Genomic DNA, 17608 nt, shown 5'->3' on the forward strand with positions numbered 1-17608 from the left:
GGGTTAGGTGGAGTAATTAACATTTCTACAGGCTCACAAGTTAAACACCTATGGCTAATATAAACAAAACGATCCTGCAATCACTGGGCAGCGGCTTGGCTGGTGCCTGCGCCCTGAATATCCTCCATGAAACCGTCCGCCATTTTGTTGACGAGGCTCCCCGCGTTGATATTGTGGGTGAGCGGGCTATCAAAAAGATGGTGAAAAAAGTCGGTCAGGAACCACCTACCGGCGATGCCCTTTATACCTGGACATTAGGAAGCGACATTGTTTCCAACGCACTGTATTACAGTCTGGTTGGTCTGGCAAAACCGAAGCATGCCGTGCTGGCAGGAGGTGCTCTTGGATTGGCGGCCGGTGTGGGAGCCGTTGGGCTTCCCGGGCCGATGGGATTAGGAACCGCCCCCACGAAGCGAACCCCCGCTACGGCAGCCATGACAATTGGCTGGTATCTGGTCGGTGGGTTAGTAACGGCTGGCGTGTATACATGGCTGAAGCGTCGGTGAAATGATTGTTCAGCTTGCCGAGTTTCTTTGCTAGCCTGTTCAGCCTTCCCGCTGTCGTATGAACGTTTTTGGTATCCATACGATCTTTTATTGACGAATCCGGACGTATTGCCTGCCCATTTTTCCGGGCCAACAGCCTGTAAGCTGGCCGTGACAGGCTTCCAGGCTATTTATTAGAGTATAAACGGCTAGTATTGAATGCTGGCTTGTAAACGAACTGCCAAATCTTCTTCGATCAACTCACGATTTATCCAGACACCAGCCAGATTTCCTTTCAGTACGGCTAGTGAAACCTGGCGCATGGGCGAAATAGTGTCGCCCGCAGCATAGACGCTCGCTACGTTGGTTTGCCCAAATTCGGCGGTTTTAATTAAACCCGATTCGGCAAGATCGCACCCCAGTTGGTTCGCTAAATCGGAATGTTGCCGAAACGGAACCCGACTGAAAATAGCGTCTAATTCATACGCAGACCCATCCATAAAGCGCAGATTTTTTAGCTGACCGTTCTCATGCTCAATAGCCGCTATTTCGGTTTCGAGGATTGGAATATTGAGTTGGTCGATTACCTGTCGCTGATTGGAGGTAAGGGTGGCAGGCCCATTCGTGAACAGCGTCATTGTAGGGCTCCAATGCTGAATATGTCGCACCATTTCATAAGCCGTATCACCATTTGCCAGAATCCCAAGCCGCTGACCATGAACTTCGTAGCCGTGACAATATGGGCAATGCAATATCGACCGACCCCAACACTCAGGAAAGCCAGGAATAGGCGGCATCAGATCTTCGACACCGGTTGCCAGGATTAATTTCTTTGCCCTAACCTGCTGGCCTGTTGCCGTTTTTACCACAATGCCACCTGATTCAGTGTAAGCGTTGGTCGCTAAATCACTCAGGAAAGAGACGGTTGGATATTGAAGGACTTGCTCTTTGGCAATGGCCGAAATGGTAGCGGGTGTGTCACCGTCGCGCGTCAGAAAATTATGCGAATGGGGCGTCTGCCGATTGCAGGGCTTGCCGCTGTCAATAACAAGAACGTTACGTAACGAACGGCCTAATGTCATAGCCGCGCTGAGTCCGGCATAACTGCCTCCCACAATGATGACGTCGAATAGATCTTTCTGCTGCATAGTATTAATTGTTCGCAGCAAAGATACGACCTTTCTTTTAAATGCAACATTGTTGCATTTAAAAGAAAGGTCGTATCTTTAATTTATATATAGCCGGGGTCGACTACAAATTCATGCGTTTCAATTCGCCGACAGCGTGGGCGGCTGCGCGGGCAGTGAGGGCCATGTATGTCAGCGACGGGTTCACACAGGAGGAGGAAACCATGGCTGCGCCATCCGTAACAAATACGTTTTTGGCACCCCATACCTGATTCCAGGAATTGAGCACCGACGTTTTTGGATCGCGGCCCATGCGCGCGGCACCCATTTCGTGAATGCCAATCCCCTGGTTCTTGGTGTTGTCGTTACGTGTCTTAACGTTCTTCAGACCAGCCGCTTCCAGCATTTCGGCGGCATCGTTCATCATCGCTTTACGCATACCCACCGTGTTTTCGCCCCAGGCGGCATCGAACTCAATGATAGGTAAACCCCATTGGTCTTTTTTATTGGAAAGGCGCATTCGGTTGGTAGGATCAGGCAAGGTTTCGCCAAAGCCACCGATGTTAAATTCCCAGCGGCCTGGTTTTGTTAGGTTGTCTTTAAATTCCGGTCCAAAACCATCTTTAGTGGCTCCCGCCACCCAGTCCTGACGGGCGCCACGGCCCTGATAACCAAATCCCCGTACAAAATCTTTTCGTTTATCGTCACCCCAGTTGGCGAAGCGGGGAATATAAATCCCGTTGCCCCGCCGACCGAAATAGTACGTATCCTGCAAACCCTCAAACTCACCCGATGCTCCGGCGCCCAGATGGTGATCCATCAGGTTGCGGCCCAACTGGTCAGAATCGTTACCCAGGCCGTTTGGGAAACGCTTGGAGGTCGATTGCATCATAATCCAGGCCGTGTTCATTGTTGATGCATTCAGGAAGATGATTTTGGCGTGATACTCCTGCGTTTGCTTTGTGTTCTGGTCGATGACCCGAACGCCAGTGGCTTTATTTTTCTGCTCATCATAAATAACCTGATAGGCAATCTTATCCGTGATGACGGTCAGATTACCCGTTTTCACGGCAGCTGGCAACGTAGCAGATTGCGTACTAAAGTAGGCACCATACGGGCAACCGCGCACGCATAAATTCCGGAACTGGCACGACGCCCGACCCAGATCAGTGTGGACTTTCTGCGCAACTGAAATAATGGCCGGACGGCCAATCACCAGATGACGATTCTTGAAGTTCTTTTCAATGCCCGCTTTCGCCAGTAATTCAATGCTGTTCATCTGCATAGGAGGCACAAATTCGCCATCAGGCAAAACCGCCAGCCCATCGCGATTGCCCGAAACACCCGCAAATTTCTCGACGTAGGAGTACCAGGGCGCCAGATCTTTATACCGAATTGGCCAGTCGGTGCCGTGTCCGTCTTCGAGATTTGCAGTGAAATCCCGTTCGTTAAGCCGGTAACTTTGCCGCCCCCAAACAAGTGATCGGCCACCCAGGTGATACGCCCGAATCCAGTCGTAGGGCCGCTTTTCGATATACGGAACGTCCACATCTTTAGTGAACATATGCCGCTGGTCTTCGCCGGGTTTCCCACCAGAGCGTGCATTGGCCCAGTATTCTTCGGCGGCCCAAAGCTCGATTTTACCCCGGTGTGGAAACTCCCAGGGATTTTTCATGGCTGTGGGATAATCCGTTACGTGCTTAAGATCGGGCCCGCGTTCCAGCATCAGAACCTTCAATCCTTTCTGAGTCAGTTCTTTGGCGGCCCAGCCACCCGATATGCCGGAGCCCACGACGATGGCGTCGTAGGTCATTCCTTTTTTTGCGTCAAGATTGAGGTTCATGGATGATGGTCGATAGTCGTTAGTCAGGGGTCGATAGGGGTTGAACAATAGCTTTGTTAGTTTATGGCGAGTCTCTAACGACTCTTGACTAACGGCTATCGACTGAGTATTACGTTGCCCACGCTTTTTGTCCGTCTTTCAGTTTGACAACGCCTTCATAACGACCCGGAATGGGGACGTAGGCCAGCGCCTGTGTGCAGCCGATTTCAGAACTGAAATACCCCAGAATGGTCAGCTCTTTTACTAGTTTGAAAAATGGCGTCAGGGGCGCATTTTTCTCCGCATCTTTTGCGACGACTCCCGTTTCGGCATCTACCAGCTTGGCTTCGGTCTGATCGCTACCGGCTGGAGCGAACGCACCCAGATTGGTTTCAGGATCTTTGGCCAGTTTCTCCTGTCGTTTAGGATGTTCCTTCGCTTCGGTTTTTGCCATCTGCTCAAACTGCTTTAGAATGGCCGTTTTCTGCTCAATTGATAAGTCAACAAACGATTTGCTATACGTCTTCTTGCTTTCGGCATCAACGGCGTCCAGGCCTTTTCGAAAGTGTTCCTGCTGGGCTGACTTGTAGCAATCTTTAAGGATCAACTGAATAGTCGATGCAACATTGGCTGCTTTAGCGCCCGGTGTCGACGTAGCGGGCATGATCACTTCGGTGATTTCATCAAGCAAAGCTGTCTGATCCGCCCGCAAGGCGAAGGTTGATGGCATACGCTTTCCAACTCGATGGGGTTGATACCCCTCAAGAATTGACGCCATCGTTGGGGCCGACAGCGCGCTGCCCATCGTGAGGGCTACCTGAAGAATTGCTTCTCTACGTTTCATAGTAACTTGATAAAAACGCGTTGACCGGGCTACGTTCTGATAATGGAGAACCGATTTAGCCTGTAGATCGGCCTATTGGACAGATGTAGTTTGTATGAAAAAGGAAGAAAGCGGCAATCCTACTTATCCGATTCGACAGGAGTGAAGTGGCTCATAAGCAACAACGTAGCTTTTACGGTATGAGCCTACATCTACTGACTAATCGTCTATTCTTTACTTAAAATGCGCTTCCGGTGCTGGGTGCCCCACAGGCGAAGCTCGTTGATGACCTTTTCGAGCGATTGACCGTATGGCGTCATCGAATAGTCAATGACCACCGGGTACGAATCGTGAACAGTGCGTTTCACTAAGTCATTCATCTCCAGTTCTCTCAATTCCTTCGACAGCATTTTGTCAGTGATATTCGGAATTTCTTTCGCTATCTGGCCGAAACGCTTGGTGCCGAAGGAAAGGGCGATAATAATCGGCAGCTTCCACTTGCCGCTCAAAATATCCAGCGCATCCCTAACGGGAAGAATCATGCCCGTGCATTCATTATGATCGGCGGGCCTATGTGGCGTAAACTGGTCAATATCCTCTGAAAGTGTGGTCTGTGTTTCCATATGCTTCTCGGTCTGCTATACCAAAGTATAGCGCTATACAATGGTATAGTACTTTATTATGTATAGCAAATATAGATAAGTTTGCATCCGTCAACAAGAAAGTCGACAGAAAAAACGTAAACACATGAAACGAGATAAAATAATCTATTGGGTAGCGACGACCCTTATTGTCCTGAGTTTAGGATTCGCCGGATTTGCCTATTTCACAGATCCTGCTGTGAAGGCTGGGTTTAAACATTTAGGATTTCCCAACTATTTCCGGGTAGAATTAGGTATTGCCAAGATCATAGCCGCCCTGGTGCTGGCGATTCCTGCTGTACCGGCCCAAATTAAAGAATGGGCGTATGCGGGAGTGGGTATTACGTTCATTTCTGCAGCCATTGCCCACATCAGCAGCGGTGACCCCGCAGGCGTAGTGATAGCACCCGTCATTTCCTTCATTATCCTGGTCGTTTCCTATCGGTACTACCATACACAGCAGGTTGTGCGCGGTCAATTTGCGTAAGATGACATTATGGGGATTACCAGCAAAAATGAACGAACCTACGTAGTAGCCAGTCGTCTGATTACTACGTAGGTTCGTTCGCTTATAGTTTAATTACTTACTTGGCGGCCAAAATGTCGATCTGCTCAATAACTGGATCGGTTGCCAGCAGATCAGCGGCATTGGCCATCAGCGCGGCTGCTATGGGCCCTTGTAGATGTGCCGTCCGTCCCGCTTCATCAGGGAACGTATCGAAAATGCCAAATGTGGATGGTCCCAACTGGGTAGCATACCAGGTAATAGTAGCGGGTTCGTCCTGGGCGAGGGTTAAGCCACTCTTCAGAAAATCAATCACTGCCTGTTCTTTGCCAGGCTTGGCTTCCAGCCGAACCAGTAATCCTACCTTGATCATAATCGATTGATTTTTAGAACTGATTAATTCTCAGGTATATTCGGCCTGGTTACGTATATGGATTGCGTTGTCTCGATTAATTTCTTTACGTAAACGATTCGAATCAATCACGCCGGATTTAACAGACTTCCGTCTCGCAGTTATCCTGAGCTACCGTTTCGGTCTCCAGTGTAGCGTGACTGATGTTGCGGTGTTCAAGCCGGTGGCGGGCGTCGTGTTTAAGCGTCGTAATTTGTGCGTCGGAAAGTCCCGGTTGCAGCACAAGGTGGGCTGTGAGCGCATTTTCGCTGGTACTCATGGCCCATATATGAACATGATGGACGTCTTCAACACCCTTGACTGATCGAAGGTCAGCCAGTACGCCCGGAAGATCGATACCCACCGGAACACCATCCATCGAAAGGCGCAGGCTGTCGGTTAATAATCGCCAGGTCGACCCCATGATCACAACGGCGACAAGAAGGCCAATGACCGGATCTAACCAAACCCAGCCCGTATAGCTAATAATAATGCCTGACACAACCACGCCCAGCGAAACCAGCGCATCGGTAGCTAAATGCAGGTAAGCTCCTTTGACGTTCAGGTCGTGGTCTTTATCTCTAAAAAACAACAAGGCTGATGCCGCATTGACCAGCATACCCACCCCGGCCACCCAGGCTACAGGTCCACCTGCAACGGGTTCGGGATGACGAAAGCGGCCAATACTTTCCCATAAAATAGCGCCGATGGTAATCAATAAAACGACAGCATTGGTCAGCGAGGCTAACACCGTACTTTTCCGGTATCCATACGTAAAGCCCGGTGTCTGGCGTACGCGGGCCAATCGGAAAGCAAGTAGTGATAATAACAGGCTGGCTACGTCGCTCAGGTTATGGCCCGCATCGGCAACCAGAGCCAGTGAGTTATAATAAAATCCGAGAACGAACTCGACAATAACGTAGCCAGCATTTAAAACGGCGCCGATAATCAACGCCCGGTTGATGGATGTTAACACAACCGGCCCGTGACTATGACCCGCGTGTGTGTGGTCGTGTTCCTGATGAGCGTGCGCCATAATTCGGTGTAGTCTGGACGCAGGTCCACGCTACGTATCAATGGTTAATATAGTGCTATCGTAGCTGATTCTACCACCTCTGGAACGTACTGTTGGTTATGCAGGCCGATAACTATCCCACGGTTATAACTGGAAAAGTATGATTATCGATTTCTCAACCGCAAAAGTAGAGATCAGGGACATGCAACAGGTAATCAAACATAAATGCTATAGGGGCTAGTCATATAATCCCGTAAAGAGATGTAATTTAATGACGGCAGTAGCTGGTCAAAATTTATTGAGTTTAATGGGCCTAACTGACTGGGTTACTGAGCTCACCGTAATTTTGGCAAATGGATAGATAAAAGCTTCGAATAAAGTTTTACCGGAAGCAATTATTAAAAAAGATCAGACTATTTTCAACTTCTATACAGAAAAAGCTACCCAAACTGTCCGCGAATTAGTTATTGAGTCTATATAATCAATCACAGCCTTCTGTAAATACCTGACTAGAAGGCCTTACCTTCGCTGCTATGAATTTCTGCGGACCTTACGACAAACAACTTGCTGCCCAGTATCAGGCTTTTCTGCCGTCTCCTTTGCTGGCAGGCTGGGAATTTCGGCAAAAATCGACGGTAGTTGGAAACGTAGCCTGGCAATCGCTGGCGAAAACGCAGGAGTGGGTATTAACGGCGGCAATGCGTCACGATTTACTGAATGATAAATGGGCGGTAATTATCACGGATACCGATCAAATTATCCAGTATACGAATCCTAATTTTGAGGAAATGACAGGTTATACTAGTCATGAAGCCCTTGGTCGTCGGCCTACTTTTCTACAGGGGGAAAGAACCTCGCAACTCGTTCGTCAGCGAATTAAACAGGCTATTGAACGGCAAAAACCTGTGAAAGAACGAATCATGAATTACCGAAAAAACCAAACCACCTATTGGTGTCAGGTTATAATTTGGCCAATTGTTAACCGCCAGAAACAAGTAGTCAACTATATTGCCTTCGAGCAGGAGGTTCCCTTCGATGAGTCTTATATCGACCGCTAAGCATGAGCACATCGGTTGTCCGCGTTGCCAGCGTCCTTTCGAATGTCGGGTGGGCAGTATCAATCTGTGCCAGTGCCAGTCGCTCACGCTGACCGATGACCAGCAGCAGTACATTAGTTCACACTATCAGGGTTGTCTTTGTGCCGACTGCCTGCTGGCACTACGTTCGGAATACAATCAACTGACGCATCAACAATCGATTACCAAATTAGTACATGGCCATTAACGAAACGCCTTCCATAACCGACCGAATTGCAACTGCCGAAACCCGAATTTTTAAGGCTGTCTTTCCCAGCACGACTAATCACTACGATACGTTATTTGGTGGCACTGCGCTGCAACTGATGGACGAAGTGGCCTTTATCACGGCGACGCGATTTTCCCGGAAACGCATGGTCACGGTTTCGTCCGATAAAATCAATTTCACCAAGTCGATTCCGGCCGGTACAATCATTGAACTAGTTGGACGAGTGGAGCATGTAGGCAACACCAGCATTCGGATCGCCGTCGAAATTTATGTTGAAGAAATGTACTCAATGGAGCGGCACCAGGCCATTCATGGTACGTTCACATTCGTGGCACTTGACGAAGACAAAAAACCCATTCGCATTGTGTAGATGAGCGTCCAGTGGTTGGTGTTTCTCCATAAACTTTAATCAAGAGAGTCCGAAACATCACGATCGCGCCATACCTTTGTCGTGTCATGAAAAACGCATTGGTATATATTCTCCTTGTCGCGACGCTGCTGCCCAGCATCAGTCCGTGGGGAACCATTGCGTACTACCATGCCAATAAGGATTACATCGCGCGTGTCCTCTGCCAAAACAGAGATAAGCCCATGCTCCACTGCGATGGACAATGTTATTTAGCCAAGCGGCTAAAAGCCCAACAGGATAAGCAGGATAAAGAAACTACGCAACGGGTGCAGAATTCGCCCGTAGTACAGCTATTTTGTCAGGCCAACCTGTTGTTTCAATTTCGCCAGACCTGGCCAGTATTGGATTCGGTCGTGTTTTCGGCGTATCGTTTCCCTTCTTATGCAGCTCCAGTAACGGGCTTGTTTCATCCTCCGCAAGTTTAAGTCGAATGTGTTTGTAGATCTGTAAGCCGGGCCGCCGTCGCGGCTTTTAGAGCTTTACAGGTCTGAAAGACGCTGTTAATTCATTTCTCGACTTAAAACTAAATTTCCTGTGAACATTTATAAGGTTCTCATAACCTGTTGGTTATGGGCTATTTCTGCATGCTACGCATTTGCGCAGTTTGCGGGTCAGGGGCTTGTTTTCGACGCCCAGACCAAAGAACCATTGCCCGGCGTAACGCTGGTGTTTTCTGATGGGAAATCGGGTGTGATTTCCGATGCAAACGGGCGATTCTCACTGGCGAATAAGGCAACTAAAGTCAACGTATCGTCTGTTGGCTATCGGAAACAGGACGTTCTAGTAACGCCTGGCCAGCCGCTACGTATCGCGCTCGAACCAGCAACTGAAGATCTGCAAACGGTGGTTGTAACGGGAAATCGTGAAGCCGCGCTACGTACCGAAACGCCGATTGCGATCTCGAAACTATCCGCCAAACTGATTAATGAGACCAAGCCCACCAGCATTTACGAGGTGGTCAATAAAACGCCGGGTGTGCTCATGGTTAATCTCAATAATGAGCAACATATGATGGCGATTCGGCAGCCGATGACCACCAACGCTTATTTTCTGTACATGGAAGATGGCGTGCCCATTCGGCCGATGGGCGTGTTCAACCACAACGCGCTGCTGGAAATGAATCAGTTTACGGTTAGCTCTATTGAAGTAGTCAAAGGGCCGGTATCGTCGATTTATGGGCCAGAGGCCGTGGGTGGCGCGGTGAATTTTATCACTCAGCGTCCAACCGCCGTGCCAACGGCTCGTATTGGAATTCAGGCCGATCAATGGGGGTATCAGCGCATGCAGGTTGGGGCAGGGGCTACACAGGGGAAGTTTGGTATCTACGTGGGTGGCTTTGTATCCCGGCAGCGAAACTCGTGGCTGGCCAGTTCGGACTATGATAAATCTTCCTACTTTACCCGGCTTGAATATGCATTTAGTGCCCGAACCCGCCTGACAGGTACACTTTCGTATAACGACTATAGTTCGCAAACCAGCGGTAGCGTCGACAGCACGGCCTTTTTTGCCCGGCAATACGTTAGCACAACCGATTTTACGTATCGAAAAACTACCTCATTGCGTAGTCGACTGACGCTGGAACATGATTGGACTAATGGCCGGTCCGACGCATCGGCACAAACATTTGTGACGGCCTTCGTTCGAAACAACAGTGTCGGGCAAAATCCGGCCTATTCCATTCGGTGGACAACGGGTGCCGCAACCGCTACGGGCCAGATCAATAGCAACGATTTTAAAAGCTATGGCTTCATTGCCCAGCACACGCAAAAACTGAATTTCCTGAATAGTAAGCTCATTGTCGGTGCTACGCTCGATTTGTCGCCCAATACGTATCTGGCGTATCAAACTAATTTGACGGCGCAGCTTCGGGCCGACAAAAAATCGGTTGAGAAATACACGCAGGTAGAGGAACGCCCTGAAATTCAGTTGGCTAATTACCAGGCTGATATTCATAACGTAGCAGCTTATGGGCAGTATGATTTCGAGCCGTTGCCCAAACTTCGGGTGTCGGCGGGATTGCGATACGACCGGATGGCGTTCGATTACACCAACGCGCTGGACAAGAGTTCGGGTGGAAAGTCGTACAGCCAGGTGACACCCAAAATCGGGGCGACGTATGATCTGGGCCACGGAAAAGGCTTATATCTCAATTACGCCAAAGGATTTTCGCCCCCCGCGCTCACGGCGATTTTTCTCAAGCGAACCAACCCAACAGCCACGGGAGATCTGTTCTACTACAACCTGCAACCCGCCAAATTCGATAACCTGGAAATTGGCGGCTGGGCGTCGCTGCTGAACAACAAGATCTATCTGGATGCGGCTCTGTATCAGATGAATGGCACGAACGAGTTACTCAATATCCGCCAGCCGGACAACTCAACCGACTACCAATCGGCGGGTAAGACGCTGCATCGGGGTGTTGAGCTAGGCGTTACGTATCGTCCTTCGAAACAGGTGTTTTTTCGATTTGGCGGTACGCACGCGGTGCATCAGTTTGTGGAGTTTACGCTCAGCCAGCGGGCGTCTGACGTAGTACAGAACGTCAATGGAAGGGACATGCCATCGGCTCCGAGAACGCTCTGGAATACCGAGATCAGCTATTATCCGGCCTGGTTCAGGAACTTCCGGGCCTCGGCCGAATGGCAGCATGTAGCCAGCTGGTATCAGAATCAGACCAACACCGTTCGTTACGGCGGCTACGATTTTGCGAACGTTCGCGTGGGCTATGAATGGAAAGGCATTGAGGTTTTCTCGAACATCCTGAACGTAACAAATGCGCTTTTCGCCAGTAACGCAACGCGTGGGAACAACGTCACCGACCGCACTACGTATACCCCGGCGGCTCCGCGCACATTCGTATTTGGGGTTCAATATGGTTTCACAGGTAAACGCTAAGCCAATGAAAATAATAACTGGAGTACTGCTTGTATTTAGCCTGTTGGCGGGGAGTTGCCAATCAGAAACGAAAGAACATAGCCATCCTGATGGGACTACAAACGCAGCAGGTCCGGTGGCTGAGCTGGAAAAACAGGTACTAGCTACCCACGACAGTGTGATGACGCAAATGAGCGAACTGATGCGACTTAAAAAAGTCGTATCAACTCAGTTGGAAAAGGCGACCGATGCTGCTACAAAGCAAAGAGGATTGGCCGTTCGTGAGCAGCTAGATGGGGCGGATCAACTGATGATGGACTGGATGCATGAATACAACGGCGATACGCTTAAAAAACTCGACCAGGCTCAGGGACTTGTCTATTTGAAAGATCAACAGACGAAAGTCAACACGGTGCGCGAGGCAATGCAGAAAAGTCTGGCTGACGCTAAAAGATATGTGGACTAACGTAGAGACCGGCGGACCGGTTTCTACAAAACATAAAAAACATGACGTACTCATTTCTATTTCCAATTCTAGGTTGGGTTTTAACACTAACAGCCCCCGTTGAAACGGCTGTTTCGAACCCTCAATTTGTGGGCGCTGTTCCGCGTCTGACTACCGATGCCGCAGGTAATCCGCTGCTAAGCTGGGTCGAGAAAGAGGGTGACAAAGGGGCTGCTTTTTACTTTGCTACATCGGCGGATGGTGGTCAGACGTTTGGCGAGAAAACCATGGTAAAAGCCCCCGCGACTATAGCTGTTCATGCCGAAGGAATGCCCAAAATTGAGGAAAAGGCCGACGGTACGTTGCTGGCTGTTTTTGAAGTGCCGAAACCTACCGAACAGTCGCGATTTGCAGGCGATCTGCTCTACACACTGTCTACCGATCAGGGTAAAACCTGGACCGATGCAAAGCCTGTTCATCAGGATGCATCGCCGGGGAAAAGCCACTCGTTCAGCGATATAACGCGCTTGCCCAATGGCGAAATTGGCATTGCCTGGCTTGATGAAAAACTACCCGGACGAGAGGGGCGACCGGTGGTATTTGCCCAGACGACGAAAGGAAAAGGTTTTGGAGCAGCTGTGCTGGTTGATGACAATGCCTGCCAGTGCTGCCGGACGAATGTCTTTGTCGACGCAAAGAGAAACATTCACCTAACGTACCGCGATTTACTACCACCGGCCAAAACGGGCAACATCGCTTCCCGCGACATCAGTACGGCTGTTTCGGCGGATGGTGGCAAAACATTCAGTAAGCCTCAGGTTGTATTTCCCGACCACTGGCAGGTGAATGCCTGTCCACATGCGGGTCCGGTGGTGACGCAATTGGGCAATGATATGCTGATAACGTGGTTTTCGGGAAAGGAAAATGCGGTTGGACTACGGCTTGCCCGGCTGGGTTCGGATAGATTAGCGTCGAGCGTGTTATCAAACCGGGCGAAACACCCGCAAGTAGCAACGGCTGGTAATCAACTCGTTTGGGTTTGGGATGAATCGATTTCCAAAGATGGCTCAGGCGAAATGGGTTCTTTCGTGCAGCGCATTGGGATGCGGACGTTTGACGGCAAGGCGAGCAGTACCACTACGTATATCACCCCAGAGTCTGTTGATGCTACGTATCCCGCCGTGATGGCGACGAAACAGGGTGTGCTGGTTGCGTATGAGCAAACCAAAGGAAAAGAGAATACCATGATTGTCGCCCGGTTGCTGGAGGTTCAGTAAACACGCAGGTATTTCCACTGATTCACTACGTACTAAATCCCCAGCCAACAATGGTTGGGGATTTCACGTTCTACAAATAGGAACACTGTTGCTGAGTGCCATAGAAGTGGTTTCGACGGGCTTACTTAATTTAGCTGCTGTTTTGAGGAACCGCTATCGGAAGACACCATGCGAATTTTGATTGTTGAAGATGAATGGGAAGTTGCCTCACTCATTAAAAGTGGTTTGGAGGAATATGACTTCGAAGTCGATATTGCCGGACATGCCGTAGAGGCACAACAGCAATTGGCTGAACATGAGTATGATACCATAATTCTGGATGTAAATCTGCCGGTAATCAATGGCTTTGATCTGTGTCGGATGATTCGGAATAAGTTCGAGACACTGCCGATCCTGATGCTGACGGCCTTTGGGACTACCGATAGCAAAGTGAATGGCTTCGACGCTGGTGCTGATGATTATTTGGTAAAACCCTTCGAGTTTCGTGAACTGGTTGCCCGGCTGCGGGCGCTCAATCGACGGAGTGGAGCTGCACAACAGGAGGCCTCGGTCCTTAAAATTGCTGATCTTGAATTCAACCAGCAAAGCAAATCCGTAAAGCGCGGCAATCAGAAAATTATTCTAACGGCCCGCGAACTGGCGCTGCTTGAGTTTTTTATGAAGAATCAGAACCGGGCTCTTACCCGGAACGAGATTATTGAGCACGTTTGGGACCTCAATTTCGATACGGGTACCAACGTAGTGGACGTGTACGTAAATTACCTGCGCAAAAAAATAGATAAGGATTATCCGCTTAAACTGATTCATACCATCAGCGGCATCGGCTACATCATGCAGGCTACCGACGACTAAACCCATGAAGATACGCACCCGCCTTTCGTTTACATTCGTGGGGGTAGTTGCGGCCATCCTGCTGCTGTTCTCGTTTGTGGTGTATGCTACCGCTGAATATTTCCGCCAGCGGGATTTTTATTTCCGGCTGAGCGACAAGGTGAAAAATACGGCCCGGCTTCTGCTGGAGGAAGATGAGATCGATGCCCGTCTGTTTCGGATAATTGAACGGAATAACCTTACGGCGCTGCCCGAAGAACAAATCAATGTCTATAACTCGAACAACCGAATCGTCTATTCGACGCGCGATAGTTCGATTGTGAAACCCGACGTACTGGCGCTGATTCGTCGGAAAAAAGAGGTGTTTTTCCGACAGAACAAGGCCGAAATCGTTGGGTTTACCTATCCCTATGAGAACCAGGAATATGTACTGGTCGCTTCGGCTTATGACCAATATGGGATTGAGGAAATCGAGCACCTCGGTACGATTATGATCGTGGGACTGGTTTGTAGTCTGGCGTTGGTAGGCGCGGTTGGGTGGGCCTATGCCGGGCGATTCCTGCGTCCCATCTCCGACGTAGTGCAGCAGGTCGATCAGGTTACGACTTCCAATCTTAATCAGCGGGTTACGGCAGGCAACGATCATGACGAACTCGCCCAACTGGCGCACACCTTCAACCTGATGCTCGATCGGGTGCAGGAAGGTTTTGAGGTGCAGCGAAATTTTGTGGCTAATGCCTCGCATGAGCTACGTACACCCCTCACCATCATCACGGGGCAGATTGAGGTCACGCTGCTAAAACGGCGTACCGTCGAAGAGCACGAAGCCAAGTGGAAAGCCGCTCTGGAAGTGATTCAGCGGATGAACAAATTAACCAATAACCTGCTGGATCTGACGCTCGTAAGTCTTGAGTCGGCTCCATTGAAATTTAGCGAAGTGGCTGTTGATGAGGTTATTTACCAGGCTGCCCAAATGCTTATGAACCGGCAACCCGACTATTCGGTGGTCTTCGCGTTTGAGGGAGAGATGGAGAAAATTCACCCCTCCTTAACAATAGAAGGAAATAAATCGCTGCTATATTCGGCCTTTTTCAACCTCATGGAAAATGGCTGCAAGTTTTCCGAAAAGAAACGGGTGAATGTAACACTCGGTGCCAACGACCGATGGACGACAATTGAATTTAAGGACGAGGGCGTTGGCATTGCCGAAGATGATATTAAAAAGATTTACGAGCCTTTCTTCCGGGCGCAAAACGTCAAGCGTATCCACGGGCATGGCGTAGGCCTTCCGCTAACGTATCGAATCATTCAACTTCACCGGGGTCAAATCAGTGTTGCGTCTCAGATTGGCGAAGGAACCACGTTTGTCGTTCGGTTGCCCAAGACGTTCTAATCGATTTCTAATCAACTTCTAATCGATCTCTCATTACCTTCTAACGAGGTCTTAATTAACGCTACGCTTGATTGTCGGAACTTTGTTGCCTACTATGCTAAGTGGGCAATACAAACCATTTCAAGCTATGGGCAACAGAAACAATGTCAACGGAAAGACTGGTACGTTTATCAACTGGATCACTGTCTGGGGCTTCATTTTTGGGTGCATCGCATTCAATTTATATATCGATAATCGCCAGACTGTACTGAAGAAAAATCATTATCGGACCCGCTATGAGGCCGCAAGCCAACGAGCTGATTCGCTGTATCGGGAAACGATACGGTTGGAACGGCATCTCCAGAAAATAGAAGCCAGCACTGTACAGAGAACATCCGCCGGATTATCCGGAAAGACGCAAAAATCACTCGCATCCAGCGAATTATAAAGAGACAAAGCCCTGCTGCAGGAACGTTTTCGTGGGCATCGTCGTGTGGGATGGCTTCCTGTTGCAGGCACAAACTAACAGTACACAACAAGAAATTGTAATGAACACAAAGCAATCTAGTAGCCAAGCCCTTGATTCCAGTAATCTCCAGGGCGACATTCGGGGTGGAGCCATTTCGTTCCTGGTTGCCGTGCCTCTATGTCTGGGCATTGCGCTGGCGTCGGGGGCTCCGCTTTTTGCCGGCATTATTGCCGGTATTGTGGGCGGTGTGATAGTGGGTATTTTTAGCCGCTCTGCCCTAAGCATTTCGGGTCCGGAAGCAGGCCTGATTGTTGTTACATTAAGTGCTATTCAGGCGCTGGGTTCATTTCCGGCATTTTTGCTGGCTATGTGTATCGCCGGGCTTATTCAGATAGGCTTAGGTTTTGCCCGGGCGGGAATCGTCAGTAATTTCTTTCCATCGTCGGTCATTAAAGGCATGCTGGCGGGGATTGGTATCATCCTGATCCTGAAGCAACTGCCACACCTGGTTGGTTACGATGCCGATGCTGCTGAAGGATTTGCACTGTTCCAGCCGGGGGGCTTCAATATTATTGAGCAACTCCATATGGCAGTGGGGCAGTTCAGCGGGGTCGCTATCCTGATTGCACTGGCGTCGCTTGGTATATTCTACCTCTGGGAGAAGCCTGCTTTCAAAAAGCAGGCGATCATCAAAAATATTCCGGCTGCATTGGTAGTAGTCGTGCTGGGTATCTGCATCAACGAACTTGTCCGCGCTACGTTCCCTCAGTGGGTATTGAAGGGTAATCACGTTGTGCAATTGCCCGTTCCCGAGAATGCAATGGCATTTTTTCAACTATTTACGCTACCCGATTTCTCCCAGTGGACTAACCCGCTGGTCTACACATCGGCCGTAGCGATTGCGCTCGTAGCGAGTCTGGAAGCCCTTTTGGCGATCGAAGCGTCGGATGAACTGGACCCGCTGAAACGCAAAACCCCGGCTAACCATGAGTTAAAAGCGCAGGGTATTGGTAATCTGGTGAGTGGGTTGATTGGTGGTATTCCGCTGACGTCGGTTATTGTGCGGAGTTCGGTAAGTATCAACGCGGGAGCACGTACCAAACTGGCTGCACTGATTCACGGAACCCTATTGCTGGTTTGCGTGATCACGTTGCCTACGTTGCTGAACAAAATCCCGTGGGCCAGTCTGGCGGCTATTTTGCTGGTGACCGGGTACAAACTGGCACGTATCGAGATCGTTAAAGCCGTTTTTGCGGAAGGTATCTCAAAATTCATTCCTTTTGTCGTTACCGTTCTGGCCATTCTCCTGACTGATTTACTTACGGGCATTGGCATTGGCATGGTTACCGGAATTTTCTTTGTTCTGCGCGACCATTACCAGAATACGCACCGGGTTCGGACGGAGTGGGATCGCGATAGAAAGCGGATTCACGTGAGTTTAGGCGAGCATGTGTCGTTTTTGAGCAAAGCCAAGTTGATGAAACTGCTGAAAAGTGTTCCTGATGATGCCATCGTTGAAATTGACGGGAGCGGGTCTTCTTACATTGACAGCGACGTGATTACGGCTATTCAGAATTTCGGTACGTCGGCTAAGCAGCGGAATATCCAGCTTATTTTTCTGCCTGGAAAAGTTACTGACCAATCTCCCGTTTTACCGTCGAAGGAGTTCATCAATACCTACCGACGTAACGGTTCACAGCTTCACCTGCAGAGTTGAGTAAACGCTACGTCCATTGGCGGGGAGGATGCCGGGACAAGCGTATAATGGTAGAGAGGCTGAAAAACAAAAGCCACTTTAATCGACACAGCCAAATTGG

General features: G+C 49.6%; 19 protein-coding genes. 13 read left to right on the forward strand and 6 right to left on the reverse strand.

The features are described from left to right. Positions 1-50: 50 nt before the first annotated feature. The gene (locus BM202_RS27120) at positions 51-506 is read left to right on the forward strand and encodes a hypothetical protein (protein ID WP_093832125.1); all 456 of its coding nucleotides are present in this window, start codon (positions 51-53) and stop codon (positions 504-506) included. Between the two features lie 188 nt (positions 507-694). Here the strand turns inward: BM202_RS27120 and BM202_RS27125 are convergent, their stop codons facing one another. From BM202_RS27125 to BM202_RS27140, 4 genes are all read right to left on the reverse strand, one after another. Beyond that, positions 695-1633 (reverse strand): NAD(P)/FAD-dependent oxidoreductase, encoded by a 939-nt coding sequence (locus BM202_RS27125; protein WP_093832127.1) that lies wholly within the window; start codon positions 1631-1633, stop codon positions 695-697. 103 nt (positions 1634-1736) lie between these two features. Continuing rightward, the gene (locus tag BM202_RS27130) at positions 1737-3455 is read right to left on the reverse strand and encodes a GMC oxidoreductase (protein WP_093832129.1); all 1719 of its coding nucleotides are present in this window, start codon (positions 3453-3455) and stop codon (positions 1737-1739) included. 109 nt (positions 3456-3564) lie between these two features. After that, on the reverse strand, positions 3565-4278 hold the full coding sequence (locus BM202_RS27135; RefSeq protein WP_093832131.1) for a gluconate 2-dehydrogenase subunit 3 family protein: 714 nt from the start codon (positions 4276-4278) through the stop codon (positions 3565-3567). Between the two features lie 206 nt (positions 4279-4484). Beyond that, the gene (locus BM202_RS27140) at positions 4485-4880 is read right to left on the reverse strand and encodes a winged helix-turn-helix transcriptional regulator (RefSeq protein WP_093832133.1); all 396 of its coding nucleotides are present in this window, start codon (positions 4878-4880) and stop codon (positions 4485-4487) included. Positions 4881-5004: 124 nt separating this feature from the next. On the opposite strand from BM202_RS27140, the gene BM202_RS27145 reads away from it, so the two are divergent. Then, positions 5005-5385: a DoxX family protein gene (locus BM202_RS27145; RefSeq protein ID WP_093832135.1), complete on the forward strand. Its 381-nt coding sequence runs from the start codon at positions 5005-5007 to the stop codon at positions 5383-5385. A gap of 97 nt (positions 5386-5482) precedes the next feature. Here BM202_RS27145 and BM202_RS27150 read toward each other — a convergent pair whose 3' ends face one another. Together BM202_RS27150 and BM202_RS27155 are read right to left on the reverse strand one after the other, a co-directional pair. Next, entirely contained in the window at positions 5483-5776 is a 294-nt protein-coding gene (locus BM202_RS27150; protein ID WP_093832137.1) for a putative quinol monooxygenase, read from the reverse strand. Between the two features lie 118 nt (positions 5777-5894). Then, positions 5895-6830 carry a cation diffusion facilitator family transporter gene (locus BM202_RS27155; protein ID WP_093832139.1) on the reverse strand — a complete coding sequence of 312 codons (936 nt, stop codon included), beginning with the start codon at positions 6828-6830 and terminating at the stop codon, positions 5895-5897. A gap of 512 nt (positions 6831-7342) precedes the next feature. Here BM202_RS27155 and BM202_RS27160 point away from each other — a divergent pair. The 11 genes from BM202_RS27160 (at position 7343) to BM202_RS27210 (ending at position 17508) form a co-directional block, all read left to right on the forward strand. Further along, positions 7343-7867: a PAS domain-containing protein gene (locus tag BM202_RS27160; protein WP_093832141.1), complete on the forward strand. Its 525-nt coding sequence runs from the start codon at positions 7343-7345 to the stop codon at positions 7865-7867. Further along, positions 7845-8093 (forward strand): cysteine-rich CWC family protein, encoded by a 249-nt coding sequence (locus BM202_RS27165; protein ID WP_093832143.1) that lies wholly within the window; start codon positions 7845-7847, stop codon positions 8091-8093. Before BM202_RS27160 ends, BM202_RS27165 begins: the two co-directional genes overlap by 23 nt. Continuing rightward, positions 8083-8484, forward strand: coding sequence for an acyl-CoA thioesterase (locus BM202_RS27170; protein WP_093832145.1), 402 nt, complete (start codon positions 8083-8085; stop codon positions 8482-8484). The genes BM202_RS27165 and BM202_RS27170 overlap by 11 nt, the downstream gene beginning before the upstream one ends. Positions 8485-8570: 86 nt before the next feature. Further along, positions 8571-8948 carry a hypothetical protein gene (locus BM202_RS27175; RefSeq protein WP_093832147.1) on the forward strand — a complete coding sequence of 126 codons (378 nt, stop codon included), beginning with the start codon at positions 8571-8573 and terminating at the stop codon, positions 8946-8948. A 109-nt stretch (positions 8949-9057) separates the two neighbouring features. Continuing rightward, complete coding sequence (locus BM202_RS27180) at positions 9058-11418, forward strand: TonB-dependent receptor (protein WP_093832149.1); 2361 nt, start codon at positions 9058-9060, stop codon at positions 11416-11418. Between the two features lie 4 nt (positions 11419-11422). Next, the gene (locus BM202_RS27185) at positions 11423-11863 is read left to right on the forward strand and encodes a hypothetical protein (RefSeq protein WP_093832151.1); all 441 of its coding nucleotides are present in this window, start codon (positions 11423-11425) and stop codon (positions 11861-11863) included. Between the two features lie 41 nt (positions 11864-11904). Next, the gene (locus BM202_RS27190; protein WP_093832153.1) at positions 11905-13119 is read left to right on the forward strand and encodes a sialidase family protein; all 1215 of its coding nucleotides are present in this window, start codon (positions 11905-11907) and stop codon (positions 13117-13119) included. A gap of 168 nt (positions 13120-13287) precedes the next feature. Further along, a complete protein-coding gene (locus BM202_RS27195) occupies positions 13288-13971 on the forward strand; it encodes a response regulator transcription factor (RefSeq protein WP_093832155.1) in 684 nt (227 codons plus the stop codon). Between the two features lie 4 nt (positions 13972-13975). Beyond that, positions 13976-15343 carry a sensor histidine kinase gene (locus tag BM202_RS27200; RefSeq protein ID WP_093832157.1) on the forward strand — a complete coding sequence of 456 codons (1368 nt, stop codon included), beginning with the start codon at positions 13976-13978 and terminating at the stop codon, positions 15341-15343. Positions 15344-15470: 127 nt separating this feature from the next. Further along, positions 15471-15770, forward strand: coding sequence for a hypothetical protein (locus tag BM202_RS27205; RefSeq protein WP_143100768.1), 300 nt, complete (start codon positions 15471-15473; stop codon positions 15768-15770). A gap of 100 nt (positions 15771-15870) precedes the next feature. Beyond that, positions 15871-17508 carry a SulP family inorganic anion transporter gene (locus tag BM202_RS27210; protein ID WP_093832161.1) on the forward strand — a complete coding sequence of 546 codons (1638 nt, stop codon included), beginning with the start codon at positions 15871-15873 and terminating at the stop codon, positions 17506-17508. Positions 17509-17608: the final 100 nt, after the last annotated feature.

This window comes from Spirosoma endophyticum (assembly GCF_900112365.1).
Classification (GTDB): Bacteria; Bacteroidota; Bacteroidia; order Cytophagales; family Spirosomataceae; genus Spirosoma; species Spirosoma endophyticum.